The 25,024-nt window shown below is 49.1% G+C and carries 28 protein-coding genes; 8 read left to right on the top strand and 20 right to left on the bottom strand.

The features are described from left to right. On the bottom strand, positions 1 to 589 hold a 589-nt coding region (locus Q0499_RS09790), incomplete at its 3' end, for an FkbM family methyltransferase (protein ID WP_299198772.1). Next, positions 586 to 900, bottom strand: coding sequence for a hypothetical protein (locus Q0499_RS09785; protein WP_299198770.1), 315 nt, complete (start codon positions 898 to 900; stop codon positions 586 to 588). The genes Q0499_RS09785 and Q0499_RS09790, both read right to left, overlap by 4 nt. Positions 901 to 903: 3 nt before the next feature. Between Q0499_RS09785 and Q0499_RS09780 the strand changes: the two genes are divergently transcribed. Then, the gene (locus Q0499_RS09780) at positions 904 to 1,977 is read left to right on the top strand and encodes a DUF3549 family protein (protein WP_299198769.1); all 1,074 of its coding nucleotides are present in this window, start codon (positions 904 to 906) and stop codon (positions 1,975 to 1,977) included. Positions 1,978 to 2,042: 65 nt separating this feature from the next. Here Q0499_RS09780 and Q0499_RS09775 read toward each other — a convergent pair whose 3' ends face one another. After that, positions 2,043 to 2,540, bottom strand: a complete 498-nt coding sequence (locus tag Q0499_RS09775) for a hypothetical protein (RefSeq protein ID WP_299198767.1) — start codon at positions 2,538 to 2,540, stop codon at positions 2,043 to 2,045. A gap of 59 nt (positions 2,541 to 2,599) precedes the next feature. Then, positions 2,600 to 2,986: a VOC family protein gene (locus tag Q0499_RS09770; RefSeq protein WP_299198765.1), complete on the bottom strand. Its 387-nt coding sequence runs from the start codon at positions 2,984 to 2,986 to the stop codon at positions 2,600 to 2,602. Positions 2,987 to 3,373: 387 nt separating this feature from the next. On the opposite strand from Q0499_RS09770, the gene Q0499_RS09765 reads away from it, so the two are divergent. Then, positions 3,374 to 3,670: a hypothetical protein gene (locus tag Q0499_RS09765; RefSeq protein ID WP_299198763.1), complete on the top strand. Its 297-nt coding sequence runs from the start codon at positions 3,374 to 3,376 to the stop codon at positions 3,668 to 3,670. Between the two features lies 1 nt (position 3,671). Here the strand turns inward: Q0499_RS09765 and Q0499_RS09760 are convergent, their stop codons facing one another. The 9 genes from Q0499_RS09760 to purU form a co-directional block, all read right to left on the bottom strand. Further along, complete coding sequence (locus tag Q0499_RS09760) at positions 3,672 to 4,217, bottom strand: hypothetical protein (RefSeq protein WP_299198761.1); 546 nt, start codon at positions 4,215 to 4,217, stop codon at positions 3,672 to 3,674. Between the two features lie 181 nt (positions 4,218 to 4,398). Then, positions 4,399 to 5,148, bottom strand: coding sequence for a phosphate ABC transporter ATP-binding protein PstB (gene pstB / locus Q0499_RS09755; protein WP_363317788.1), 750 nt, complete (start codon positions 5,146 to 5,148; stop codon positions 4,399 to 4,401). Positions 5,149 to 5,241: 93 nt separating this feature from the next. Beyond that, positions 5,242 to 6,138 carry a phosphate ABC transporter permease PstA gene (pstA, locus tag Q0499_RS09750; protein WP_299198756.1) on the bottom strand — a complete coding sequence of 299 codons (897 nt, stop codon included), beginning with the start codon at positions 6,136 to 6,138 and terminating at the stop codon, positions 5,242 to 5,244. Next, positions 6,135 to 7,112 (bottom strand): phosphate ABC transporter permease subunit PstC, encoded by a 978-nt coding sequence (gene pstC / locus Q0499_RS09745; RefSeq protein WP_299198754.1) that lies wholly within the window; start codon positions 7,110 to 7,112, stop codon positions 6,135 to 6,137. The genes pstA and pstC overlap by 4 nt, the downstream gene beginning before the upstream one ends. 101 nt (positions 7,113 to 7,213) lie before the next feature. Beyond that, on the bottom strand, positions 7,214 to 8,293 hold the full coding sequence (gene pstS, locus Q0499_RS09740; protein ID WP_299198752.1) for a phosphate ABC transporter substrate-binding protein PstS: 1,080 nt from the start codon (positions 8,291 to 8,293) through the stop codon (positions 7,214 to 7,216). Positions 8,294 to 8,583: 290 nt separating this feature from the next. Next, positions 8,584 to 9,384, bottom strand: a complete 801-nt coding sequence (locus tag Q0499_RS09735) for a replication protein P (protein WP_299198750.1) — start codon at positions 9,382 to 9,384, stop codon at positions 8,584 to 8,586. After that, positions 9,302 to 10,219: a DnaT-like ssDNA-binding domain-containing protein gene (locus Q0499_RS09730; RefSeq protein WP_299198748.1), complete on the bottom strand. Its 918-nt coding sequence runs from the start codon at positions 10,217 to 10,219 to the stop codon at positions 9,302 to 9,304. The genes Q0499_RS09735 and Q0499_RS09730 overlap by 83 nt, the downstream gene beginning before the upstream one ends. A gap of 211 nt (positions 10,220 to 10,430) precedes the next feature. Further along, complete coding sequence (locus Q0499_RS09725) at positions 10,431 to 10,838, bottom strand: CBS domain-containing protein (protein ID WP_299198746.1); 408 nt, start codon at positions 10,836 to 10,838, stop codon at positions 10,431 to 10,433. A 185-nt stretch (positions 10,839 to 11,023) separates the two neighbouring features. Further along, complete coding sequence (gene purU / locus Q0499_RS09720) at positions 11,024 to 11,878, bottom strand: formyltetrahydrofolate deformylase (RefSeq protein WP_299198744.1); 855 nt, start codon at positions 11,876 to 11,878, stop codon at positions 11,024 to 11,026. A gap of 240 nt (positions 11,879 to 12,118) precedes the next feature. On the opposite strand from purU, the gene Q0499_RS09715 reads away from it, so the two are divergent. Genes Q0499_RS09715 through nfsA form a run of 4 tightly spaced genes read left to right on the top strand, consistent with a single transcriptional unit; the run spans position 12,119 to position 15,961 of the window. Further along, the gene (locus Q0499_RS09715) at positions 12,119 to 13,756 is read left to right on the top strand and encodes a thymidine phosphorylase family protein (protein WP_299198742.1); all 1,638 of its coding nucleotides are present in this window, start codon (positions 12,119 to 12,121) and stop codon (positions 13,754 to 13,756) included. Then, a complete protein-coding gene (locus Q0499_RS09710) occupies positions 13,737 to 14,621 on the top strand; it encodes a ribose-phosphate pyrophosphokinase (protein ID WP_299198740.1) in 885 nt (294 codons plus the stop codon). The genes Q0499_RS09715 and Q0499_RS09710 overlap by 20 nt, the downstream gene beginning before the upstream one ends. After that, the gene (locus tag Q0499_RS09705) at positions 14,618 to 15,211 is read left to right on the top strand and encodes an alpha-ketoglutarate-dependent dioxygenase AlkB (RefSeq protein WP_299198738.1); all 594 of its coding nucleotides are present in this window, start codon (positions 14,618 to 14,620) and stop codon (positions 15,209 to 15,211) included. Before Q0499_RS09710 ends, Q0499_RS09705 begins: the two co-directional genes overlap by 4 nt. Positions 15,212 to 15,223: 12 nt before the next feature. Then, positions 15,224 to 15,961, top strand: coding sequence for an oxygen-insensitive NADPH nitroreductase (nfsA, locus tag Q0499_RS09700; protein WP_299198736.1), 738 nt, complete (start codon positions 15,224 to 15,226; stop codon positions 15,959 to 15,961). A gap of 227 nt (positions 15,962 to 16,188) precedes the next feature. Here the strand turns inward: nfsA and Q0499_RS09695 are convergent, their stop codons facing one another. From Q0499_RS09695 to Q0499_RS09680, 4 genes are all read right to left on the bottom strand, one after another. Next, the gene (locus Q0499_RS09695; RefSeq protein ID WP_299198734.1) at positions 16,189 to 16,482 is read right to left on the bottom strand and encodes a DUF1330 domain-containing protein; all 294 of its coding nucleotides are present in this window, start codon (positions 16,480 to 16,482) and stop codon (positions 16,189 to 16,191) included. 367 nt (positions 16,483 to 16,849) lie between these two features. Continuing rightward, positions 16,850 to 18,061 (bottom strand): Fic family protein, encoded by a 1,212-nt coding sequence (locus tag Q0499_RS09690; protein ID WP_299198732.1) that lies wholly within the window; start codon positions 18,059 to 18,061, stop codon positions 16,850 to 16,852. A gap of 808 nt (positions 18,062 to 18,869) precedes the next feature. Beyond that, on the bottom strand, positions 18,870 to 19,736 hold the full coding sequence (locus Q0499_RS09685) for a DMT family transporter (RefSeq protein WP_299198730.1): 867 nt from the start codon (positions 19,734 to 19,736) through the stop codon (positions 18,870 to 18,872). A 390-nt stretch (positions 19,737 to 20,126) separates the two neighbouring features. After that, positions 20,127 to 20,312, bottom strand: coding sequence for a hypothetical protein (locus Q0499_RS09680; protein ID WP_299198729.1), 186 nt, complete (start codon positions 20,310 to 20,312; stop codon positions 20,127 to 20,129). Positions 20,313 to 21,201: 889 nt separating this feature from the next. Between Q0499_RS09680 and Q0499_RS09675 the strand changes: the two genes are divergently transcribed. Then, complete coding sequence (locus Q0499_RS09675) at positions 21,202 to 21,672, top strand: chemotaxis protein CheX (protein WP_299198726.1); 471 nt, start codon at positions 21,202 to 21,204, stop codon at positions 21,670 to 21,672. Between the two features lie 115 nt (positions 21,673 to 21,787). Here the strand turns inward: Q0499_RS09675 and Q0499_RS09670 are convergent, their stop codons facing one another. Continuing rightward, positions 21,788 to 22,231: a flavodoxin domain-containing protein gene (locus tag Q0499_RS09670; protein WP_299198724.1), complete on the bottom strand. Its 444-nt coding sequence runs from the start codon at positions 22,229 to 22,231 to the stop codon at positions 21,788 to 21,790. 165 nt (positions 22,232 to 22,396) lie between these two features. Here Q0499_RS09670 and Q0499_RS09665 point away from each other — a divergent pair, with 165 nt between their 5' ends. Continuing rightward, positions 22,397 to 22,726, top strand: coding sequence for a hypothetical protein (locus Q0499_RS09665; protein WP_299198722.1), 330 nt, complete (start codon positions 22,397 to 22,399; stop codon positions 22,724 to 22,726). A gap of 144 nt (positions 22,727 to 22,870) precedes the next feature. On the opposite strand, the gene Q0499_RS09660 is transcribed toward Q0499_RS09665, so the two are convergent. Both Q0499_RS09660 and Q0499_RS09655 read right to left on the bottom strand, forming a co-directional pair. Beyond that, positions 22,871 to 23,251, bottom strand: coding sequence for a c-type cytochrome (locus Q0499_RS09660; RefSeq protein ID WP_299198719.1), 381 nt, complete (start codon positions 23,249 to 23,251; stop codon positions 22,871 to 22,873). 174 nt (positions 23,252 to 23,425) lie between these two features. Beyond that, positions 23,426 to 24,931 carry a fumarate hydratase gene (locus Q0499_RS09655; protein ID WP_299198717.1) on the bottom strand — a complete coding sequence of 502 codons (1,506 nt, stop codon included), beginning with the start codon at positions 24,929 to 24,931 and terminating at the stop codon, positions 23,426 to 23,428. Positions 24,932 to 25,024: the final 93 nt, after the last annotated feature.

The raw sequence follows: 25,024 nt of genomic DNA, 5'->3' as shown, positions 1-25,024 counted from the left end.
CCAATAACGTGTCTTCGCCGTCGGCACGTTCAACCACGTAGCCTGCCGCCGTGAATTTGGTCAACAATTCTGCATACTTGACGCTGCGTACGTGAGCACCGTCAGTGTGTACGTGCTCAAAACATATCTCCCGCGGCGACACCGCGCCTAGGTCCATTGGCATCAAGACATTGTAGTCATGCCCTTCGGTGTCCACGAACAACTGCCCTATCTCCGTCACATCATACCGCTCAAACAAACTATTGATAGTCAGGCAGTCAACAAAGACTTCTTGCTGCCTCATTGATGGCAATATCGTCGGGATGTGGTCCGGGTTTGTGCTAGCCAGCTGATCTGCCCACCTCGGTAGCTCCCGCCACTTGTTCTGTGGGTGCGGCACGAAGAGCTTCAACTGGCCGTTGCAGTCACCGATTGCCAGGTTAGCAAACTCGACGCTTGTCCATGCTGCGTAGTTCTTCCGTAACGCTCGGAAGAACCGCGGGACCGGCTCTACTAGCAACGCAGTAGCATCCTTGGCCAAGTATTTGAACACCGGGTCAGTATGTGTGTTGCCTTTGTGGGCACCGATCTGGACGACGTCGTAGTTCACTGACTCACGTCCGTAAGCTTTCCTACGGCAGCGTCCATTGCTGCGATCCGCCCGTTGACATGCTGTTGATGCAATCCACAGCCCTTGAGCGGCGTACTGCATGCCTCGCACAGCTCTTCCTTGTTGCAGTCGCCGTCGTGACTACCGAACTTCTTCATTTCGGTCCACGCTTCTTGCAGTGTCGCGACTAAGTCACGCAGCGACCCGGGCGGCCGCAAGCTCTCCTTGATCACTGCAACCAGTGACGCAGGGTCGTCGGAGGCTTGGATACGCTCGATCAGTTTGCTGTGCGCAGCCGTCATGGTCTGCATCGCTTGCCTCGTTGCTTCACGGTACACCATGCTCGTCAGTGTAGACGCGACAGTAGCCTCTTCGCTAACGCGACCGGCCGCTGCATCAGCAAGCTCTCCCCCGACAGCTTCCGTAAAGTGGAGATGGGACAGATCCCCTATCCTAAGCCCTTTCTGCACCAGGCCTGGGTCGCTATTCTGATGTGGAACCCCAAACAAGCTAACGAGAATGTCGTCTGGTTTCTCAAACTGCCATTGGATGAACAGGGCTTTCTGGTACAGGCCGCACGGGATGATTTTCTTAACAGGCTGCTACAGAACCTGACTAATAGTATGGGTAAAGGCCCTCTGGACCAGCCAACCGATGCCACTGAATACCGCGATGCGTTGAAGGACAACCCCTTCAGCTTCACTCCCGATCAGGAGAAGATGGCAGCATTTCATGCCACCGCCACTCTGACAACCCGGCAACCTGCATCCGCCTTCTATGATGGCGCAAAGCAGTATTTTCATGGCAAAACCGATCTGAATCAGTGGGACAGCCTGGGCTATCAGGGTATCGCCGATTATGTCATCCGCCATCAGCAAGGCAATAACGAAAACAAACTGGCACAGATTTTACCCCGATTGCCGGACGTTCCTCTGGAAGCATCCTGTACCTTTATCGAACATATTCAGCCCGGTGAACTGCTCAGTGAAGCGATTCATCAGCGGCTGGAGAACAGTGTGACCGAAGGCAAAGTATCCGCCAACCAGATCGGTGCGCTGCTGCGAGCTATCTCCCAGTGCCCCGAACAGGAAGAGAAAATAGCGGTGCTCACCCAGGTGCTGCACAGCCCCTATGGCAAAGAAGCCGAAGTGATTGCCGCCCTTGCCAGCCGCTGCTGGGCCAGCCTGCAATACCCTGAGTTGCTTAAACTGTTTCTGCAAACACTGGCCGAAAACAACGCCGGCCAGGCCTGCTTTAACCGGGTGATGGCTGACCTGATGTTTATCCCCACCCTGCGGGCACTGACACTGCAGCAGTTCCGTTCACCGGAGCGCAGCGAAGCGCTAAGCCGGGCAATTGGCGGAATGTTTGGCGATGGGTTTCTGTAAAAAAACCGACAGATACGCTCCTGCGGGCAACCCCGGAGCGTACTGCTAAACGCGCTGTCAGCTTTTCATTGACGGCTGATATTACCAATCACAATCTCCCGATAAGCAGTAGGGTCACCACCTGCACCGGAAACCTCAAAGCTTAATCTGATCTCTCCAATTCTGACGAAAGTGAACACCGTCGTCACACTGCCATCATCTCCATGTGGGTATACACCGGTGAGATCCACCCAGCCATCGGCACAGCTAAACTGGTCCGCCTTATCACAACGAAACTCAACCTGAGCGGCGACCTCTGGGGAAAACAAAACGGCATCCAGGACAATGCTACTGCCCGCGGTAAGAACCCCCACCGTACCTTTGTCATTGCCAGCGCTATAGTGCCCATAGACGTTATGGGTCGATGAGTTAACAAACCGGACCCGGCTCAGCCAAACCGCTTTCGTCTGAGTTTCTGCCTCCTGAGCAACATTCACCCGGGCCTGTTCTACAGACCTGGCAGAAGCGGGAACAACACCCAGCGCAGCTAAGCTGAGCACGACTGCAAGCCAATAACAGTTCATATAACCGGGACTTCAGTGCAACAAACAGTGCTATTCAGGGAAGGGAAGACAAGTAAAGCTTAAGCCACCGACATATAATGTGTTGCACAGATTTTATTACCGGATGGATCTCGCAAATAGGCTAAATACAGCTTTCTTGCGCCATTACTTCTAACACCAGGAGGCTCCTCACAGGTTTCGCCGCCCGCTGCAAGCCCTGCGGCATGCCAGGCATCAACCAAGGCTGGCGTGCTCGCGACAAATCCGATTGTCATGCCGTTGCCATGGGTTGCCACTTCACCATTGATAGGTTTGGTCAACGCAAACACCCCATTGTCACTGGGGTAAAAACAACGGCCTTTATCATCGAACACGCCAGGCTTATGCCCTAGCACATTGAGTATCGCGTCATAAAAAGCCCTGGACTGTTCAATATCATTTGCACCCAGCATTACATGGCTAAACATAGCTACACACCTTTTTTTATTAGACAGCAAAAAGAATAATGTGCTTTATTCGATAAAGATTGTCCAGCAGGACTGACACAGAGTTGAAACCTCACTTAATAGGCTAAGAAAACTTGGCTCAGTTTGGCAACTCTTTTACCCGGCCATATAAAATAAGCCAGGAGCAGACATCCCTTTGCGGTGATTGAGTTTTGGGTCGCGCAGTGATCCTGGCCGGCAACAGCGCAAAAACTGAACAGCACAGAGATGACCATCAGGACATATCTCCACTTTACGCTATCAGGCAGAAAGCTACCGGCCATAGCATATTTTATGAATAGAATAGCGCCTATCCTACTCAGAGCTATGTTACTTTAGCAACCTAATCATCATTTCGAGATAGCATTAATGAGCCGTGAATACCAAACACCCCCTGTTGAGTTAACTCCGCTAGAAAAAACAGAATCACTGTATGATGAGATTGTTGAGTGGTATGCCGATGCCGGTGAAAAAGAACAGCGAGCAGCCGCTAAATTACTCATGGTCGCACTGGATAAATTTGCCATCTACGAAGGCCATAACTGGCACTCATTGGTCATGGAGTATGTCGATATACTCAAACATGATCCGGAGAAATTTCAAAAAATACTGCTCTCAAATCGTGGAGAGCTAAAAGAAAAGCCTGTTTCAGGCCCGTTGCAATAAACTACTTTTTTAATAAAAATTTACTGGTTTGTTCATTTTTCAGCAGCTTGGCAAATTTTCGTGTCTGTTTCGGCAGATGAAGAAACTCGTCCAATAGCGTTTTTTTATGACGGCTTTTGGTCAACTCTGCCGGTTCAAAAAAGTGTTTGGCATTTTCATATGAAAGGACAAATGGCGACAGACCCTGTCGCATCAACATATAGCTCATAATCAATGAGCCAGTACGATGGTTACCCTCTAAAAACAGTTGCGGCTGACTGATGATATGGGTAAAGGTGCCCGCCGTTTTTTTCCAGATCTCGGTATTTTTATTGAACGCCAGCCACTCCATTAAAGGACCAATTCCAGCATTTTTGGTATCGTAAAAATGCTTTTTGGTTGCTTTAAACTGTGACTTATCCTCTTCAACAGAGATATCTGAATGATGATACAGCACGATATGATTAAGCTCTAAGACAAGTCCGGAATTACCTATTTTGAAAAGGTCTGTTCCATTTTGCAGATGCTCATCAATTTTTGCATAACCCGCTATCAGGTTATCGATCACCTCATCAGAGGGAGGCTTGCGCTGAACGGTGAGGGTTGCATTGATTCTGTTGAAGTTTTTTTGTGTATCGACAAGGCATGATCTGATTTCATCAATATTCAGTTGTAATATTTTAGCCATCAAATCATGCCGTGCTCTACAGGTTTCATACTCAGTCAGGGTGGTAAGCGTTAATCAATAATTAACTAAACTCACCTCTGACATATTGTTGCGTCAGTAGTTGCTGTGGGTCTTCAAAAATCTTCTGCGTGTCATCCATTTCAACCAGATAACCGGTACGGCCTCCCTGAGAAATATCCACACCCAGAAACGCGGTAACATCGGCAACACGGGTTGCCTGCTGCATATTATGGGTGACCAGAGCCACACTGTAGTGCTCTTTCAGCTCAACCATCAGCTCTTCAACCTGGCGTGTGGCAATCGGGTCAAGCGCCGAACATGGCTCGTCCATTAATAGCACATCAGGCTCGGTTGCGATGGCTCTGGCAATACAAAGCCGTTGTTGCTGACCACCGGACAGAGACAGACCGCTGTTTTTAAGTTTATCTTTTACGTCATCCCAAATAGCGGCTCTTTTCAGTGCCTGCACCACCATCTCCTCTTCATCACCTTTGAAGCCATTGAGCCTCAGGCCAAAAGCAACATTATCGTAGATGCTCATTGAGAAGGGGTTGGGCAACTGAAAGACCATGCCAATGTAACGTCTGACAACGACGGGATCGACCTTCTTACCGTATATGTCATTACTGTGATACTGAATGCTGCCGTCAAAACGGAATGATTCAATCAAATCATTCATACGGTTCATACTTCTTAATACCGTACTTTTTCCGCACCCTGACGGGCCAATAAAGCCAGTGACTTTATTCTTTTCAATGGGAACATGAGAGTCCCTGACCGCTCTGAAATTACCGTAATAAATATTATTTATCTGGCAATCTAAAACGACCGGGCCTTTTGGCTCATATTTTTTTGCAATAAACTCACCAGTATCCGATAGCGAAGTCATAATTTATTACCTCAATTATTCTTTAAATTTCGAACGGCCAACAACGCGCGCCAGTATGTTGAAGAACAAAACTAATACAACCAGTACTAATGAAGCAGCCCAGGCGAGTTCAATCTGATTATCAAATGGCATTCCTGAAAAGTTGTAAATCAGGATAGACAGAGAGGCTGTTGGCTCAGCCAGTTCAGCCATGTAGTAGTTACTAAACAAGGCCGTAAACAGTAACGGTGCAGATTCACCGGCAGCACCGGCAACAGCCAGGATCACGCCGGTTAAAATACCGGGTAACCCGGTTGGCAGCACCACTTGCATAATGACCTGAGTACGTGTGCAACCCATGCCATAGGCCGCATCTTTCATCCGCTGAGGTACCTGCCTCATCGCCTCTTCAGCCGCCAGTGTCACGGTTGGCAACATGAGCACGGCTAATGCAACACCACCGGCCCAGGCGGAATAGGTGCCTGTCGTAATAACAATGACAGCGTAGACAAATACACCGGCCAGAATGGAAGGAAAACCGGTGAGCACTTTAGCCAGAAATCGGGAAATAGTCGTCAGCTTACTGTTGGGGTCGAGAATCGCCAGATGCAGCGCAGCCATAATCCCGAAAGGGATACTGATCAGTGAAGCAATGCCCACCATCACGAAGGTACCGATAATGGCATTACCAAAACCACCGCCCGTTTCAAAACCCGCAGGAGGGATTTCCGTAAGTGCTTCAATATCTATACGGGAACCACCCTCGCTGATCAGCATAAAAATGACTGAGAAGAGAGGAATGCTCGCCATAATAGCGATACCCCAAACCATCAGGGTCAGGGTTGAATTTTTAATTGCCCGTATATCGAACGAATCTTTTTCCAGTGATGGAAACTCAACCACTGGAGGCAATTGCTGAGTTATTTCGCTCATTTTTTACCCTCAAATTTACGCATCGCATATTGTTGTACGGCCAGACCTGCGATGTTGACGATAAAGGTGATAGCCAGTAATACCAGCGCCGCATACATCAGCGCCTGTACCTCTATCTCCCCCGCTTCAGGGAACGTGGAGGCCAGCAGAGAAGCCAGCGTATTAGCAGGCGCGAATAACGACAAGCTGATGTTATTTACGTTACCAATCAGCATGGCTAAGGCCATTGTTTCACCCAGCGCCCGGCCGAAGCCCAGCACCAAACCGGCTAAAATACCTGACGATGCTGTGGGTAACATCACTTTAAGAATGACTTCCCATTTTGTTGCCCCCATACCGTAAGCCGCTTCTTTCACTTTATAGGGGATACGCTGGAAGGCATCGGCAGAAATCGCAGCAACCGTTGGTAGAATCATGATAGCGAGTACCAGTGAAGCTGGCGCAAGGCCCGGACCACTTAACTCAGTACCAAAAAAAGGAAACCAGCCTAATGTTTCATAGAACCATTGGGCAACGGGTCTTAATAATGGGATAAGGACATAGATACCCCACAGACCATAAACAACTGAAGGAATAGCGGCCAGTAATTCGATAATTGTTCTGAAAACCAGCTCTAATTTCGCATGAACAAAACTTTGGGTTAAGAAAATGGCAATACCCACACCTAAAACCCCACCAATCGCCAGTGCAATCAACGAGCTATAGAGTGTTCCCCAGATCTCAGGCAGCACGCCAAACTCTCGCTGGTTAGCATCCCATGTGGTGCCAGTGACAAAACCCAGGCCATAAGTCTTTATGGCGGGCAGAGCCTGTGAGCCAAGCTCAAATACAATATATGTAACTAAAAGAATGATGGCTAAGGCACAACAATAGGCAAAAGACCTGAATACCTTATCCTTCATATAATCAAAAGCAGAAGGCGGCGCAGACAGCGTTCTATCGCTACTGGCGTGCTTAAAGGGATCGTATACCATGCATATACCTATTATCTGTGCATTGAAATCTGAGAATGGAAATGCTGCAAGCACACTGAGGCACTTACAGCATTGACTAACCCATTTTGAAAGTGATCAGATTACTTGATCATTTTTGATGCATTACGTACTTTCTCAACTACGTTCGCAGGTAATGGGATGTAACCCATAGATTCAGCAGACTCCTGACCCGTAGTCACCATATATTCGATCAGATTTTTCATCGCTTCAGCTTTGGCATCATCCTGGTCTTTGTACACCAGCAACCAGGTGAATGAAGCAATTGGGTAAGCATTATCACCTGCAGGATCGGTTGCCCATGCGCGCAGGTCAGGAACATCACTACCCGGCAGGTTTGCATCCGGGAAAGTAGTGGTTGCTAATGCTGCAGCACCGGTTTCACCACCCGCAGCGATAAACTTACCTTTTTGGTTCTGAAGAATAGCGGTTGGCATTTTGGTCAATTTAGCAAAACCGTATTCAATGTAGCCGATTGACCCGGGGGTTTGTTTAATCGTTGCGGTTACACCATCATTTTTAGGCGCTTTAACCAGAGTACCGGTCGTTGGCCAGTTTGGAGATTTTGCTGCGCCAACGGCGGCTTTGAATTCAGGGCTGATAGCAGACAGGTGGTTGGTGTAAACATAGCTTGTACCACTGGAGTCAGAACGAACAACGACAGTGATTTTTGAATCAGGCAGTTTTACACCCGGGTTCGCTGCAACAATTTTCGGGTCGTTCCACTGAGTGATTTCACCCATAAAGATTGCCGGGTAGACATCACGAGGAAGCTTAAGCTCTTCAACACCGTCAAGGTTGTATGACAGAACAACTTCACCGGCCGTCATTGGCAGAAGAATGGCACCGCGTTTAACCTGTGCGATCTCTTTATCTTTCATTGCAGCGTCGCTGGCAGCAAAGTCTACAGTCTCGTTGATAAAGTCACGGATACCAGCGCCGCTACCCTTAGATTGGTAGTCGATACGAACGCCATCAGTGATTTTGCTATAGTCTTTAAACCACTTGTTATAAATCGGCGCTGGGAAACTTGCGCCGGAACCATTCAACTTCAGGTCTGCATGAGCCACTGATGCTGCAGACATCGCACCAATGAGCGCACTCACTAAAACAACTGATTTTGTGTTTTTTGCCATTGCTATTGTCGTTGCAAATAGTTTCATAAATATTCCTGATCGCAAGAAAATGAGAGGAGTCACATAGTAACGAAGCTATGTTTATCTTTTGTGTCACTAAGATTTAGGTTTTATGACAGGAATTGGCGACATAACCTATGACACGAAAAAGCGACACCATCTGGCAAGAGGGTTATTCAATGGCTATAGGTCGATAAGTAAGAATAGAGAAATAAGGATAGATAAACTAAGGCGCGATCAGTTGTTGCGGATTGATGAAGAGGAGCAGCACTTCAGGTGGTTATTTCACCACCTGAAGAGAACTCATATCGGTATTTTTATTGATAATCATCTGGCAGCTTAATACATAGCCCCCAGCTTTCAGCCCGTTGCTGGCTGGCCTGGCGGAAGCGTTCGCGGATATCCGTACCTGCCGGTTTGGTGAGATAGAACAGCAATGTACTGGCTTTCTCAGGGCTTAGTTTCTGTTGCTCTCCCCAGCGCTGGATAAACTCCACCAGGGTGTTATCACTTTTATTTTCCAGCGCAACAGGCACCTCAATTGAGAGATTTTCTCCCGCCCGCACCCGGCGACAGATCACCTGATAGTTATAGAGAAAGTCCGGAAAAACCCGATCCTCTGTTTCGCTGCGCAGCCGGAACCAACCGGTGGCTTTACCAGCATGGTAAAGCGCCACATGGGTCCAGTCATGCTGGGTTGGATGGTCGGCATAGCGGCACACCTCCTCATAGGCGATCTTCGCCGGAGGCAGGCCAAAATTACCACTCTGCTCGTTCAGGATGGTGATAAATTCAGAGATCGTCGGCATCCACGCCAGGGTCTCTTTACAGCGATTGATTGCTGACACCAGTTCCGCTTCGCTATATCCCTGCATACTCAGCGCCCATTCGCGCTTAGCGATGCGAATCTCATCCTGAGTTTCAAAACAGCTTTTAAACTTATGCCCGTAAATTGCCATAAAGCGGGCAAACAGCATATTGATCAGGGTTTTGGTCTGGTTGCTGATTACCGTAGATTCAGCAGCCGCTTCAGAATCACCAGTCGGTGTCCTTGATGTCCATGATGGCTGCGGTAACCCGCTGGCGCTTTTCCCGATTATCTGGCCGGGTGTTTTCATGGCTTACACCTTTATTTGCTTGTTCTGCCCGCTGTTTGCGTGCATCCCGTGTTTGTTGATTAACCCACTCCCGCTTAACCCAGGCAAGGAATTTCTGGTCCCAGTTGGATTCTTTGCGATCTTTATCCAGCCAGTAGAGTATAAACTCGTCCAGCAGGCCTTCTGCAAACGGCTGCGGAATACTGTGACGGGGTAACATATCCAGTAGCATCTGCGAGGGACGCCACCCAAGGGACATCGGCTGCAGCTTCTGGTTTTTCTGTTCGATCTCATTCAACCGACTGGCAAAGTCGTTCTCCGCTGTAGTTTCACGACTGGGGGTAACCTGACGGCTTTTCGACCAGCCGATACTGCCACCAAAGGTCGGTGCAGGACCCAGTCTGCGAGGCTGCGCCTGATGCACCCGGCGACTGATCTCACTGCGTTCCGGCGGTTGTTCAACCACCGGCAGATCCTGAACCATCACCGGCGGAGAGGGCGGCTCATCCGGGAACACCGGTGAAGAGGATGCAGCAGACGATGGTGCGGAATGCTGATCTATCGGGATCAACAACGCCAGTTTAATCGCCCGGCCATGACCAAAAGAGGCCTGAATATAACCCTGAGACACCAGACTACTGGTCGTCATCGCCAGTTTTTCTTCATCCCAGAAACCGGTCAGCGACAGCCATTCGGAGCGACTTAAAACCGCGGAAGGATAGCCCGACTTATCCGGTAGCCCGTGAATTTGAATATAATCGTGGTAGATAGCCAGAAGGATCGCTTCATCAGAGCCTGCCGTACGTGCCAGCGAAGGATAAAACAGTACGGGTTTTTCCGGAAAGCGGAAGCTCATAATGATTCCATAAATCTAAAGCAGAAAGTAAAAACAACAAGGCCGCCAACTCAGCTAACCGGTGCCTGACAAGCAGGCCCGGTTACTCAGGCGTGTAACGACGCAGGGGTAGGATGTGCGTAAAAATTATGCCGAGCTAATAGCGACCTGCTTATGCAAACACACTCAGCCTGATGCACACCCACAACCGGCGGCCCTGATACAAAACCGATCAGCCATCCTGAGCAAACTGTTCGACTGCGCGCAGCACATCACGGCGACTGATCTGGCCGATCAGTTTACCATTTTTTATCACCGGCAAGCGACGCCTTTTATTGATAATAAACTCTTCTGCCACAGAGATAATGTCGGCATCGTGGGAGATGGTAAACACCTCGGGCGACATATAATCACCCACTTTACCGCCCATCTCCTCTTCATGATAGGTCAGGGTCAGAATCGCTTTAAGACAATCAGCCTCGGACAGCAGCCCAACCAACTCGCCATTTGCACCAATAACCGGGGCTCCGGTAATCCGGTATTTCAGCAGCAGATTTATCGCTTCAAACAGATCAGTTTCAGGCGTAAATGTAATCAGCTTTTCAGCCATATAATCGCTGGCTTTAACAGATCGCAACATCGAGTATCCTCCAGGCGGATATCAGAAATCTAACGGCCGGTCGAACCGACTCTTTTTTATTGAGATTTTTACGGGCTCATTTTTAATGAGCTTATCTTAGCCCAGCTGCTAACAACAAAACACTGTCCGAGGTCTATCAATTAGGCGAATAAATGCCTCCACCCACAGAATGAGCACAGCTGTTTTTAGTTAAATACCACGGTCTTATTACCGTGCACCAGCACCCGGTCTTCGAGATGCCAGCGCAGCCCCCTTGAAAGCACCGTTTTCTCAACATCCTTACCCAGACGCACCATCTCTTGTGGCTGATCACGATGCGTCACCCGCACCACATCCTGATCAATAATCGGGCCTGCATCCAGTTCTTCTGTCACATAATGACAGGTAGCACCGATCAGTTTAACACCCCGTTCGTGGGCTTGATGGTAGGGTTTTGCACCCGCAAAGGAGGGTAGAAAGCTATGGTGAATATTGATGATTTTATGGCGGTAGATATCGCACACTGTGCTGGGCAGAATCTGCATATAACGCGCCAACACGATGGTATCCGCCTGATGTTCAACAATCAGCTGATGCACCTTATCAAAGTGCGGCTGTTTATCCTTCGGATCAACCGGCACATGGTGGTAGGCAATGCCGTGCCACTCGACCATGCTGCGCAGATCATCATGGTTGGAGATCACACAGGGGATCTCACAATCCAGCTCACCTTCATGATAGCGGTACAGCAGATCAGCAAGACAGTGGGACTCACGACTGGCCATCAGCACCACTTTCTTAGGCACCGCTGCATCGCTTATTTCCCACTGCATTTTGAATGACTGAGCGATCGGCGTGAACTGCTCAATTAGTTGCTCACGATCAAAACTTCTGGAGGCAGTGACAATCTCAACCCGCATAAAAAACCAGCCGGTAGAGCTATCAGAATGCTGGTTGGCATCCGCAATAGAGCCCCCATGACTGGAGATAAAATTACTTACCATCGCCACAATACCCAATCGATCAGGGCAAGCCAGTACCAGTCTGAATCTGCGTTCCATGATATCCTACTTTTTTCTATCTGCTTTTGAAGTGTGCGACATTCTATCAGCTATCCGGACTCACGCCACCTGTCTTAATTCAGTCTGCCGTTAAAGCATCTGAATAGGTAGCGATATCATGTACAGGCGATATTGTTCTCTGTTATAAACAGATTAAAAGACCATTCTATTTGGCGACCAGACTCATTCGTTAGCCGTTAGTGTTAGCAGACTGAGATCCGGACAGGGAGCAAAGCAAAGATGATCTCCACCCCCGAACGAGCCACCACGCTCCAGGCACGCAGGCTGGGCATAGACACCCGCCAGGAACCGATAATCTACCTCAGGGCTGATAGCCCGGTATGCCGCTCAGAAGGGTTCTCTGCCCTGTCGCGGGTGCTGGTGCACACCGAACACTGCAAGATTATCGCCACCCTCAACATCATTACCGGCGAAATGTTGCGCCGCGGGCAGATCGGTTTTTCCGAATCCGCCTGGCTAAGGTTACAACTGAATACCGATGACAACGTCTGGTTGACGCACCCTCGCCCGGTGCAGTCACTGTCCCATGTACGTTCAAAAGTCTATGGCCACCCACTCAATAAACAGCAGTTTCAGGAGATCATCAACGATATCGTTGATGGCCGCTATGCGGATGTGCACATTGCTGCATTTATCACCGCCTGCGGTGATGACAAACTCAATGATGCTGAGATTATCGCACTTACCCAGGCGATGATCGATTCCGGCAGCCGCATCGACTGGGGACAGCCGATGGTCATTGACAAGCACTGTGTCGGTGGCTTACCTGGCAACCGCACTACGCCGATCGTGGTATCGATTCTCGCTGCCAGCGGCCTGACCATGCCCAAGACATCCTCCCGGGCGATCACCTCCCCCGCCGGCACCGCTGACACTATGGAAACGATGACCGAAGTCAGTCTGACGCTGGAGCAGATGAAACAGGTGGTGAAACAGGAAGGTGCCTGCCTTGCCTGGGGCGGCTCGGTGCGCCTCAGCCCTTCCGATGACATATTGATTCAGGTCGAAAGAGCGCTGGATATCGACAGCGAGGGGCAGTTGATCGCCTCCGTGCTGTCGAAAAAAATTGCCGCGGGAGCCACCCACGTGCTGATCGATATCCCGGTAGGCCCCACCGCTAAGGTCCGTTCCCAGAAAGCAGCAGATAAGCTGGCCGCATCCTTTATGACAGTGGGTGAACAGCTGGGTATTAAGATTCAGATACTCTATACCGATGGCAGCCAGCCGGTCGGTAACGGCATCGGGCCAGCACTGGAAGCTAAAGACGTCATGGCGGTATTGCAAAATGACACTGATGCCCCACAGGATCTGAAGCAGCGAGCTCTGACCATGTCCGGCACCATGCTTGAGATGGCCGGTATTGTAGACGCCGGCGGCGGCATAGAAAAAGCAACCGCCGTTCTCGAAAGCGGTCTCGCCTGGGAAAAATTCTGTGCTATCTGTAATGCACAGGGGGGCATGAAGCAGCCGGATGAAGCGCCCTATCGGTTCAAACTGATGGCGGATAAAACAGGCACTGTAACCCAGGTGGACAACCGCCAACTGGCTCAGGTTGCTAAACTGGCGGGGGCTCCGCTAGACCCTACTGCGGGCTTAGAGATCCATGTCAAACTGGGCCAGAAAGTACATCCACATGACCCGTTACTCACCATCCACGCCGAAAGCTCCGGCGAGCTTAACTACGCCGTCGACTACCTCGAAAGCCATCCGGATATTATCTCTCTAAGCTCGGATGGAGAGAGCTCTGATGGAGAGATCTCTGATGAAAAGAGCTCTGATGAAAAGAGCGCTGATGGAGAGGACGCTGTAGAGGCAAGCTCGGCTAAGGAGTGTAGTGATGAAAACCATACTATTTAATCTGGAATCAGACCCACAACTGGAAACCCAACTGCTAGGCGAACTCAATGCTCAGAAAGGCGAGATAGAGCTGCGCCGGTTTCCCGATGATGAGAGTTATCTGCGGGTGCTGACCGATTGTAAAGGCCATAACGTGGTGATCTTCTGCAACCTCTACCAGCCCGACAACAAGATTCTCAGGCTGGTGTTGTTAAGTGACACCCTGCGACAGATGAGTGCCGCAAAGATCGGGCTGATCACCCCCTATCTCGCCTATATGCGTCAGGACAAACAGTTTCATGAAGGTGAGTGCGTCAGCTCGCGGCCCTTTGCCCGGTTGCTGTCCCAAACAGTCGATTTTCTGGTGACCGTTGACCCCCACCTGCACCGTTACGACTCGCTGGATGAGATCTATACAATCCCCTCGCGAGTCGTTCATGCAGCGCCGCTCATCGCTGACTGGATCAAAGAGAATATTCAAAAGCCACTGCTGATCGGCCCGGACAGCGAGAGCGAGCAATGGGTCTCCAGTGTGGCTAAGCTGGCAGGTGCACCCTTTCAGGTGCTCAACAAGATCCGCCGGGGTGACTATGATGTAGAAGTCACACTGCCGGAAGTGGAGCGCTGGCATCAGCACACGCCGGTGTTAGTCGATGACATCATCTCCAGTGGCAGGACCATGCTGGAGACCATCACCCACCTGCAAAATGCAGGGATGCCCCGAGCCACCTGCATTGCCGTGCACGGGATATTCGCCACCGATGCCTACCCGCAACTGCAAGCGGTCGCGGATGTGATCACCAGTCGCTGTATCCCCCACCCCAGCAGTCAGATCGAGATCGCCCCGGCGATTGCAGTAGCCACCCGGGAACTGCTGGAGGGATGACAAAGATCGTCATTCCTCAGGGCGAGTTACAGCTCGCCCCCCACTTCATCCCCGAAGAACAGACTGCATCGCTATATCAGACACTGGAGCAAACACTTAACTGGCACCAGGCCGAGATCAGAATGTTTGGCCGAATGGTCAGCATCCCCCGACTTCAGTGCTTTCAGGGCGAGCCGGGCATCCGCTACCGCTATTCCGGTCTAACCCTGCAAACGGAGCCCTGGCACCCGCTGATCCAGCAGCTGAAACGGCGCGTAGAATCTCTCGCCAATCAGCATTTCAATACCGTACTGATTAACTATTACCGCGACGGCAAAGACAGTATGGGCTGGCACAGCGACGACGAGCCCGAGCTGGGCAGAAACCCGGTGATCGCCTCCCTGAGCCTGGGCCAACCACGCCGTTTTCTGCTGCGCCACCGCGTTGATAAAGCGATTCCGCAACAGGAACTCTTGCTCAATAGCGGCTCCCTGCTGATAATGGCAGGCCAGTTACAACATTACTGGCACCACAGCGTGCCCAAAACCAGTCGGCCACTGGAGGGACGGATCAACCTGACCTTCCGGCATACACTCACCACCGATACTTAGATGGAATAACCGATGAACGCCGTTATAGAGCTACTCAACAGCCACCGATCAATCCGCAAATTCACCGATCAGCCGATTCCACAAGAAACTGTGAATACCCTGGTGCAAGCCGGACAGGCTGCCGCCACTTCCAGCTTCATTCAGGCCTGTACCGTTATTCAGGTGAATGATCAGGACAAGCGTAATCAACTGGTCGAGTGCTCCGGTGGTCAGGCTTATGTTGGCGAAGCACCCGTATTTCTAGTGTTCTGTGCCGATATGCAGCGCAACAAGCTCGCCTGCGAAATGAACGACGCCGAGATCAACTCTGGCTTCACAGAACAGTTTATCACCGCTACCGTTGATGTCGGACTGTTCGCTCAAAACCTGACTATCGCCGCTGAATCGCTCGGCTTAGGCATCGTCTATATCGGCGGCATCCGCAACCAGATCGCCCGGGTATCAGAACTGCTGGAGCTGCCAGAACTGGTCTACCCGGTCTTCGGTCTCTGTCTCGGCTATCCGGATCAGAACCCGGAAGTGAAACCCCGTCTGCCGGTCGAAGTCATCCTGAAACAGGACAGCTATAGCGACAGTGGCGATAAAGAAACCATCGCTGAATACGATAAATCTGTGCGTGAATACTACCAAAGCCGTACCGGCGGCAATAAAGAGATGACCTGGAGCGAACAGATGTCCGGCATGCTGGTAAAAGAAGCGCGGCCGCATATGTTGTCTTTTCTTCAAGAGCGGGGGTTTTTATTGAAGTAATGAGGGGCGGGTAGGACTTAGTTTTTAAGCGGCCAGTGGCTAGAACGCGGCTGCGCCGCTCGCTAGACGTCACTTCGTGACTTGCTAGAAAAAGCATGGGCATGGGGGTCGGGTGTACGTTTAGGTACGGTCCTAAAATAACGCTTCAATAACGGGCCGGAAAAACGCGTAGCGTTTTGGAGGTCCAAGTCAGCTTGTTGGCGGTCATTGATTGATTTGTTATCTGCTCATTCTCCTTCAGTGAGAATTACATTTACGTCTGCGCAAGACTGACGTAACTCCTTCCATGGGCGGTATTCTTCCGAGTTATACCACTCTTTAAATTGTTCGATGCTTGGAAACTCATGAACAACCATAAGGTTACTTTCCCAGCAGCCTTCCAATATTTCTCCAGAGTCACCTTTGACTAAGAACTTGCCACCAAATTTTTCAATAGTTGGAATATGACCAGCGACATACTCATTGAATTTCTCATGGTCTCTAATGCGTAAAATGTTAACTATGTTGTAAGCTTTCTTCATGTCTAAACCTGCTTAAACTATTGACATAGTCGTGGTAGAGCGCCCCGTTACCGAGGCGACCCCACACAGATCCGAACGTACAGAATTACCGCATCCGGCTCTTCAATAATATCCTTGCCCGTGTAAAACACAGACCCTCAGTACCAGTCCACGGCTATCAATCTTTTACTCACTCGCATGGGCTGGATTCCAAAATATCTAAACATCTCGTTCATCCCTGACCACCTGTAACTTTTTGGCCACTTCGCCTGTTTAACCACAGAGGACATGAAGCACGCAGTGAAAAAACTGGTCCAGTTAAGCTAGCTGGATCAATGACTCTGACCCCGTTGATTTCACCGTTGATTTCAGTCCAGCACAAGTGCTCTCATTCGAGCTCACCTCGCTCTTTACTAATAGCATTTGCTAGCATTTTGTCTGGCGGAGGAAGCATTCGTTGATACTCAAGTGCTTTGAGAACCCCGTACATTAATTGTGGATGAAGATAGTTAACTTGATAGATACGACCTTTTTCTGCCTTCGGTTTGATCAGTCCCTTTTCAAGCATAGCGCTAAGCAATCTTGATCTGTATGCAGAGGCAAGCTTGAGGTCTGAGGTATCGCCCGTTTTGAAACTTTCCAGATGATAGACACATTTCAGAATCTTATGATCATTCTGCTCAATTTTCCCTTGTTCATAGGCACCGTTGATTGCCGCTAGTAGGATATTTTTTTTCACAAATTCAAAATCCATAAGATTTGTAACTTTTTTGAATTCTTTAACAATTCCACCCAAGACGTATACAAGCCACTCCTCTTTAGCAGGATCGTTTGATAGATCGTCACAGGCAGACAATCGAGCATTGTATGCTGATCTATCTCCACAAAAGATGGAAGATGGAGTTAGTAACCCTGCGACGCTAAAGTTAGCTTTGATTAACATAGCATGAGTAAGTAATCGTCCAACTCGACCATTTCCGTTATTGAATGGATGAATCCAAGCAAAAAGTTGATGCGCCTGTCCGATCTTTATCGCATCATATTTTTTACCATGGTCAGCTTCGATAAACTCAAATAGACGCAGCATGTATTTGGCATTATCTGGAAAAACTGGCGGGTAGTGATATTTCCCTGCTGTTTCGCTCCCTACGCGTCTGATCCCTTCTTCCTTGATGAATGAGTATTGCCCTGGATGCATATCGCCGTCACCGCCAGCTTGTACGGGCGTCAGTCCATCCACAACAATTTCATGAAGTTGGCAGATGAGATCACCGTCTATATCTCCTTCATTCTCAAGATGCTTCATCGTATGCGTCAAGGCCTTCTCATAATTGAAAATTTCCTTGATAGGCTCTTTCACGAAATCACCGGATTGCCTGGCTTGTGCATACTCAACTATCTCGGTTGTGTTTCCCTCTAGTCTAAGTGACATCAAGCTTTCTGCAGAATGAAGAATGTCTTTCAGCTGGAAAAAAAGCCAGTCAGGTGTAGTGCTATGAGGCCTATAAGCCCTAAGCTCTTCAAGCTCGAAGCACAAATCAACAACAGGGCTATCGTAAGAAACAGGCCAAAGGCTGAATGAATTGATATTGGAACTCATAAAAAAAACCACTAAATGACATTATCTGAATCAGGAAAGTGACATAGGAATGCGATAAAATCAATGTTTTCGGTATATTAAGGCCTGTTATCTCTTTGAATTATATGTAACGGGGATGATGATATAGCTTGCTATTATATGACATTGGCGTGGAGGGTTAATTGATATAGAAGATCCTTCCATGAGGAAATAAATCCTTTAGGAAGAGAAATCTACAGAGCTACACTATGGGATACCCTTCTCGCTACGCTATGAAGGTATGTTACAGCTAATTATAGAGACCTTTGGCACTATATCTCCAGACACTATAATTCTGGGGATTCGATAGGCCAATATTCACATTCATTCTATATATCAGCAGGTTAACAAGAATTACGAGAGACATATTACAGAATTATAGTGCCTGTAAAGGCTGCGTCCCTGCCATAAACTTGCCTCAATCATAATATCCACATTCTGTTAAATCAAAGCGTTAGTTCAATGTTTACCTTGTTCAAGGGAAAGGGGGCCCCTGAATGGGAGAATTGAGATATAACAACCCCAGTACTGTTGTATATAAAGGCCAAAAATCTGAGGGAATTCTCCACAGCGAATAACGGGAATATGTGCGGCTATCAAAGAAGCACTTTCTCTGTGACCCCGGTGTTCTTAGCATGCCCTTTGGGTACTGTGGTGAATATTTAATGGTTCGAGCGAGGTTGAACGCTGAGAAGAGATAGCAGTAATCCAATCCCCAGAGGGCATGCTAACGCCACTCCCACATAAGAAACTGTCATTTGCTTTTTCGAGCTACGAGCTACGAGAAACCTTAATTCAACTTCCTTTTTTCCGCCCGGTTGCTGATGTAGTTGCCGATTAACATCACTAATGCGCCGATTAAAACAGCCCACTCCAGCGGTTCGCCATAAAACAGAAAGCCCACCGCGGCGATCAGGGGCAGTCTTAGAAAATCCATCGAGACGACAACGGTGGCATCAATCAATTTCATGGCTCGGGTTAAGCAGTAATGGGCGCTCATGGCGGTTAATCCGACCAACAGAATCCAGGGCCAGGCGTCAAGGGATGGCGTTTTCCAATCATACAATGCCGGGATCAGCCCTAACGGTAGTTGGATTACCGTCATGTAAAACAGGATGCAAAGCGGAGTGTCGATATGGGCCAGCTGTTTGGTTTTAATATGGGAGATCGCGTAACAGATCGCACCGCCTAACACCGCCAGAGCGGCGGGGTTCATCACTTCCAGACCCGGACGCAAGATGATCAACATACCGACAATGCCCAATCCAATAGCGATCATCCGGGGGACGGTTAATTTCTCACCTAAAAAGAACACGGCCAGTAAAGCGGTCCACACCGGCACGGTAAACTCAATCGCAAATACCTGCGCCAGCGGAATGAATGCCAGGCCGTAAAACCAACCAAACTGACCGCCATAATGCGCCAGATTTCTAAACAAATGCTTTGATATCGCCGGGGTACGGACTTGCTGCCAGCCATTGCGCTGTAATAAACAGGCGATCACGAATAAACCGATAACACTGCGAAAGAACAGGATCTGAAAGGTGTTGAGTTCGTCTGATAGTTCACGCCCGGCGATGGCCATGGTCATAAATGAAAGAAGAGCTCCGACCATCCATAATGCGGCTATTGATGCAGGATTTTTATTATTGTCCAACGTCTGCGATCCTTGATCGATGCTTATTTACCCGCGTAGTGGATCACGAAGGTTCACTCACGGTCAACAGCTACCAATCAGCGAAGGCTCACCAGAATGCCTCTTGGCAGCTCACTGGTGCTACCTGGTGGCTCAGGCCAGAATCCATTAGTAAAAGTCTCAACGCCTGACGCAAAAAAGAGATAGGTAAAGGTTTCACCACAGAGGTCACAGAGTAGAGATATTCATCAGATTGTCTCTATGCTCTTCGTGTACCCGGTGGTAAGTCTGTTTTAGATTGTGAAAGAAGCTTCAGAATAGAACTAAACCAATAGCTATCATGAGGAATCCTTGCCCAGTAAAACGCGATAAACCTTAAAGCCAGCAGGAATATCACAAGAGTTCCACGGTTTAGGCAGCCTGATCAATCATTGGTGCAGGTATCCAAAGCCCATGGATAGCATTCCAATACCAGTTATTGAGAGATGAGATCTCTTCAACGCTATCGCAGGATGACAGGATTTCATAGTAGCTATCAGCCAGCGACTGTGTTCTTTCCAATAATTCAGTTAAGTTCATGCTAGTGGGTATGCTCATAGTTACCTCCAGCGCAGTACTATTGCGCAACAAAAAATCAAGAAACCTACTTTGCTAAAAACTAAACCCGAATAGCCAAAACACCATTCGATTATTATCTTTGGTAAAACCTTGAGAGATCTATATGGCCTGCTCATTAGCATCATACAAACAACCAGACTGTATAATTTATATACAACAACGCAAACAAAGTCACGACCTTTATGCTGCAGTGCAGCATAAATATCAAATGTAAAGGCTATCTATTTGAAATATAGATACTTTAATTATTTTGATAGAAATTCAGCGCTACACTCATGTTCTTCATCATTGAAAAAACAACTATAGATACGCCCCGAAAACGGCTTTAGAGGCGCATTAGGCTCAGGTGGATAAGCCATAAATAACAAGGAGATAGGGGGAATTAAAAAGGAGGAAACCTTAATAAATTATCAGGCTTTGCCTGACCCTGCGGGCCGTCGCTACGCTCCGTTGTATCGCTTTGTTCGGCTCGAACCCCCAGCTAACAGGATCTGAACCGACCCTTGCCCCCCATTTTAACCATTTGGGTATCAATATCCGCGTTTGCCACAAAGCTGACAGGAAAGAAGAACGGCTAATCGTTTTATGCTTTTTCCAGCAAGGAAAACAAAGTTTTCCGTCTAGTAACTAACGAGTAGTGCAGCTGCGGTTTGCTTTTGTCGAGCAGCGGTCTGAGCTCATTGCGGCCCCTCCTTCCCCATTGTGGTTAGTATGATCCAGACTCAGCCTGCTGTTTTTGGTAACTTTAAGTTTTCACAGATTAAATTTTCGCGCCATCACCCCCGATTCCAAGAAATAACAGGGTGTACAGGTCTCTGTACAAGGGTACGCGCGTCTTTTGCTGATTTTTCAAAGGGTGGTAACAATTATGAAGTTTGCATACGTCAACCCGTTTTTAAAATCCATGGTGAATGTTCTGTCGACCATGGCCAATATCGAGTGTTCAGCGGGAAAAGCCTATCTTAAAAGCTCCACCAGTGCCGAGGGACATGTGACCGGTATTATGGGGTTAGCCGGGCCTCATGCAAAAGGCTCTTTTGCCGTCTCTTTCACTCAGTCAGTGATTCTGGATATTACCGAGCGGATGCTGGGAGAAACCCTGACGACCATCGATGAGACCGTCACCGATATGGTGGGGGAGTTAACCAATATGTCGGCTGGGGGAGCTGTAGCACAGCTGTCACAAAACGGCCATGAACTGAATATGGCAACCCCGGTGGTTGTCAGCGGCGAATCGCACCATATCAATCATTCCTCTTCAGGACCGATTATTGTGGTTCCATTTTCGACGAATGCAGGGGATTTTTTTGTGGAAATATCCTTTGTAACGACTGAATAGCTCAACAAAAGAGCTCATCAGACAGTCACATCAAAAGAGTAGCGCAGCAACTGGCTAATAAAGAGTTAGCGCTGTCGCGATCTCCTGTCTCGAATGGATATTTGTGAGAAATCTTTCAGAGCTTTTCTGACCAGCTATCAATCCATTCAGCGGCCGCTTCTTCCGCGTCCGGCGTTTCACAACTATCAATAAACAGTGCCTGACCAACGGGTTTCGCGCCCAGGTCATGCATCAGTTCGTTCATCTGCTTCCCCCCTTCGGCAAACGACTCATAGGAGCTGTCTCCCAGAGCGATCAGACCGAAACGAACGGCGGAAAAATCCGGGCTACGATCTCTGAGCTGGTCATACAGGGGTTGAAGATTCGCGGGAATTTCGCCCTGCCCGATGGTCGCGGTACAGATCAGAATCACTTCAGGATTATCGGTCACCTGCGCGTAAGTGGGTTCATTCAGTAATGTTGCACGATGGCCCAGTCGGCTCAGTTGGTCGGTACAATCATCCGCTATCAGACTGGCATTACCATAGGTCGAACCCACTACCACTAAAATATCAGCCATCTATCCCCACCCTGTTTTTCTACAAATTCAGCTTAAAGTCACAAACCGGCAGTATAGTAATGAAAACTAACCAGCGGTTGAACGTTAATTTTTCTAAATTCACCGTTTACCCAACTATTTCTGTCAACTATCTTTAATAGGACAGTACCAAAAGGGGAATAGAACATGCCAAACAACCATATGGCTCTGCTGCTAAAAAAGCTGGAAGAGCAATCGACGGAAAAATGTAAGTTGGTTGAGTGCAACTTTGCGATCACCGAAGAGGATCAGTCTAAAGTACAGGCACTCGCAGAGCTGTTTCATATGTCTGAAGAGGAGCTGGTTGCAGACCTGTTGCACTCGGCCCTGCTCGAGATTGAAGAGAGGATGCCCTACCGTGAAGGCCCGAAGGTGATTCGTGTTGAAGAGGGAGACCCGGTGTATGAAGATATAGGCCCGATGCCCCGCTACATGGCGATTAAAAACCGCCTTAGCCAGACCACTAAATGCGCCTGACAAAGGGGTTGATCATCTCTGCTGTTAATCTCTGCTGAGAAGCTAAAAACCGGGGAATCTGTGAAAAAACAGCGGGACGGTTATCCCGCTGCGGTTACGATTCAGTTGCGGCTATGTTCCAGCGCATTGGAACTCTCAGACGGATTATAACGTCTTCAGATAAGCGATCAGGTAATCCTGCTCTGCGACGTCGCTAATGGCAACGTGACGCATCCGGGTGCCGGGCACCAGTTTGGTGTTATCTGCAACCCACTGACGCAGGTTATCTTCTGTCCAGGTGATACCGGACTTTTGCAGCGCTTCAGAATAGGCAAAACGAGGCAAAGAGGCTGCTTCACGACCCACCACCCCGGTCAGGCTAGGGCCAAAAGCGTTTTTGCTACTGTCAACAGAGTGACACGCCTGGCAGCGTTTAAACACTTCTGCACCGGCTGCAGCCATGGCAGCTTCATCTGCCTGTACAGGCGCGGCCATCACGCCAGCCAGTGCGGCTGCCGATAGCAACTTCAACATTACTTTTTTCATTATCAGGTACTCTCATCGTAATTTATACGGGTCTCGAAAGTATACTGACTGACAGGCTTGGGGAATTTACTACTTGAGTACCCTTTTATATCGACTGATGACCTAAATCAATACAGCAGATAGAAGCAAAAAAACGCGGCAAGCCGCGTTTTTTTTATGCAGACAACAAGATCATCAAACCTGTTCGGCGATGATCTGCTTCCACTTGGCAGGGCCGGTGTTATGCACAGAGATGCCGTTGCTATCAACCGCAACGGTGACCGGCATATCCTTCACTTCAAACTCGTAGATCGCTTCCATACCCATCTCCGGGAATGCCAGCACCTTCGCGTTAGTAATTGCTTTGGATACCAGATACGCAGCACCACCGACAGCCATCAGGTAAACCGCTTTGTTATCACGGATAGCATCGATAGCGATAGGACCACGTTCTGACTTACCGATCATACCGAGCAGGCCGGTACTTTCGATAACCTGACGGGTGAATTTATCCATCCGGGTTGCAGTGGTCGGACCGGCAGGCCCGACAACTTCGTCACGCACCGGGTCAACCGGGCCAACGTAATAGATAAAGCGGCCTTTCAGATCAACCGGCAGTGTTTCACCGTTATCCAGCATCTCAACCATCTTCTTATGGGCGGCATCACGGCCGGTAAGCACCTTACCGCTCAGCAGGACTGTTTCACCCGGCTCCCAGCTCAACACATCTTCAGGTGTCACGGTATCCAGATCAACACGACGGGTATTTGAACCCACTTCGAAGGTCACCTCTGGCCACTGATCCAGGCTTGGTGGTGTCAGTACAGCAGGACCGTTACCATTCAGCTTGAAATGAGTGTGACGGGTTGCCGCGCAATTAGGGATCATACACACGGGCAGTGATGCCGCGTGCGTCGGGTAATCCATAATCTTCACATCCAGCACGGTGGTCAGACCACCCAAACCCTGTGCGCCGATACCCAGTGCGTTAACCGCATCCATAATTTCCAGACGCAGCTCTTCAACACGGTTCTGTGGGCCACGCTCACGCAGTTCATGAATATCGATCGGGTCCATCAGGGACTCTTTTGCCATCACCGCTGCTTTTTCAGCCGTACCACCAATACCTATACCCAGCATACCCGGTGGACACCAGCCAGCACCCATCGTGGGTACCGTCTTCACAACCCAGTCAACAATGCTGTCGGACGGGTTGAGCATCACCATCTTCGATTTGTTCTCAGAACCGCCGCCTTTCGCAGCAACATGTACTTCGACTTCATCACCTTCAACGATTTCGTAGTGAATCACCGCCGGAGTATTGTCTTTGGTGTTCTGACGTTTACCCGCAGGGTCTGCCAGAATAGAGGCGCGCAGTACGTTGTCCGGATGGGTGTAAGCCCGGCGAACACCTTCGTTCACCATATCGGTAACGCTCATCTTCGCGTCCCAGGTGACGTTCATACCGACTTTCAGAAATACCGTGACAATACCGGTATCCTGACAGATTGGACGCTTGCCTTCGGCACACATACGGGAGTTAATCAGGATCTGAGCCATAGCGTCTTTTGCCGCTGGGTTCTGTTCCTTCAGATAGGCTTCATGCACACCCTGGATAAAATCGATCGGGTGGTAGTAGGAGATAAACTGCAGCGAATCTGCAATGCTGCTGATCAAATCGTCTTGGCGAATTACGCTCATTATTGACTCCGCAATGTCAGGCTTTTGTCATCGGTTGAGGGCTATCTGCGAAACCCTTAACGTTACTCAGTAAAGCTTTATGAATAGCTGTTC

The organism is uncultured Amphritea sp. (genome assembly GCF_937127095.1).
Taxonomy (GTDB): Bacteria; Pseudomonadota; Gammaproteobacteria; order Pseudomonadales; family Balneatricaceae; genus Amphritea.
The sequence above is the reverse complement of the archived record's forward strand: the minus strand, read 5'-3'. Positions and strand labels throughout refer to the sequence as shown.

Bases quoted from the DNA above. Each gene is read 5' to 3' on its own strand.
- Q0499_RS09725 (WP_299198746.1), bottom strand. From the start codon at position 10,838: ATGTTGCGATCTGTTAAAGCCAGCGATTATATGGCTGAAAAGCTGATT.
- pstS (WP_299198752.1), bottom strand. From the start codon at position 8,293: ATGAAACTATTTGCAACGACAATAGCAATGGCAAAAAACACAAAATCA.
- Q0499_RS09655 (WP_299198717.1), bottom strand. From the start codon at position 24,931: ATGAGCGTAATTCGCCAAGACGATTTGATCAGCAGCATTGCAGATTCG.
- pstA (WP_299198756.1), bottom strand. From the start codon at position 6,138: ATGAGCGAAATAACTCAGCAATTGCCTCCAGTGGTTGAGTTTCCATCA.
- Q0499_RS09785 (WP_299198770.1), bottom strand. From the start codon at position 900: ATGCAGACCATGACGGCTGCGCACAGCAAACTGATCGAGCGTATCCAA.
- Q0499_RS09680 (WP_299198729.1), bottom strand. From the start codon at position 20,312: ATGAGCATACCCACTAGCATGAACTTAACTGAATTATTGGAAAGAACA.
- Q0499_RS09675 (WP_299198726.1), top strand. From the start codon at position 21,202: ATGAAGTTTGCATACGTCAACCCGTTTTTAAAATCCATGGTGAATGTT.
- Q0499_RS09690 (WP_299198732.1), bottom strand. From the start codon at position 18,061: ATGAGTTCCAATATCAATTCATTCAGCCTTTGGCCTGTTTCTTACGAT.
- Q0499_RS09775 (WP_299198767.1), bottom strand. From the start codon at position 2,540: ATGAACTGTTATTGGCTTGCAGTCGTGCTCAGCTTAGCTGCGCTGGGT.
- Q0499_RS09660 (WP_299198719.1), bottom strand. From the start codon at position 23,251: ATGAAAAAAGTAATGTTGAAGTTGCTATCGGCAGCCGCACTGGCTGGC.
- Q0499_RS09715 (WP_299198742.1), top strand. From the start codon at position 12,119: ATGATCTCCACCCCCGAACGAGCCACCACGCTCCAGGCACGCAGGCTG.
- pstC (WP_299198754.1), bottom strand. From the start codon at position 7,112: ATGGTATACGATCCCTTTAAGCACGCCAGTAGCGATAGAACGCTGTCT.
- Q0499_RS09695 (WP_299198734.1), bottom strand. From the start codon at position 16,482: ATGAAGAAAGCTTACAACATAGTTAACATTTTACGCATTAGAGACCAT.
- Q0499_RS09735 (WP_299198750.1), bottom strand. From the start codon at position 9,384: ATGAAAACACCCGGCCAGATAATCGGGAAAAGCGCCAGCGGGTTACCG.
- purU (WP_299198744.1), bottom strand. From the start codon at position 11,878: ATGGAACGCAGATTCAGACTGGTACTGGCTTGCCCTGATCGATTGGGT.
- nfsA (WP_299198736.1), top strand. From the start codon at position 15,224: ATGAACGCCGTTATAGAGCTACTCAACAGCCACCGATCAATCCGCAAA.
- Q0499_RS09765 (WP_299198763.1), top strand. From the start codon at position 3,374: ATGAGCCGTGAATACCAAACACCCCCTGTTGAGTTAACTCCGCTAGAA.
- Q0499_RS09730 (WP_299198748.1), bottom strand. From the start codon at position 10,219: ATGAGCTTCCGCTTTCCGGAAAAACCCGTACTGTTTTATCCTTCGCTG.
- Q0499_RS09705 (WP_299198738.1), top strand. From the start codon at position 14,618: ATGACAAAGATCGTCATTCCTCAGGGCGAGTTACAGCTCGCCCCCCAC.
- Q0499_RS09665 (WP_299198722.1), top strand. From the start codon at position 22,397: ATGCCAAACAACCATATGGCTCTGCTGCTAAAAAAGCTGGAAGAGCAA.
- Q0499_RS09710 (WP_299198740.1), top strand. From the start codon at position 13,737: ATGAAAACCATACTATTTAATCTGGAATCAGACCCACAACTGGAAACC.
- Q0499_RS09770 (WP_299198765.1), bottom strand. From the start codon at position 2,986: ATGTTTAGCCATGTAATGCTGGGTGCAAATGATATTGAACAGTCCAGG.
- Q0499_RS09670 (WP_299198724.1), bottom strand. From the start codon at position 22,231: ATGGCTGATATTTTAGTGGTAGTGGGTTCGACCTATGGTAATGCCAGT.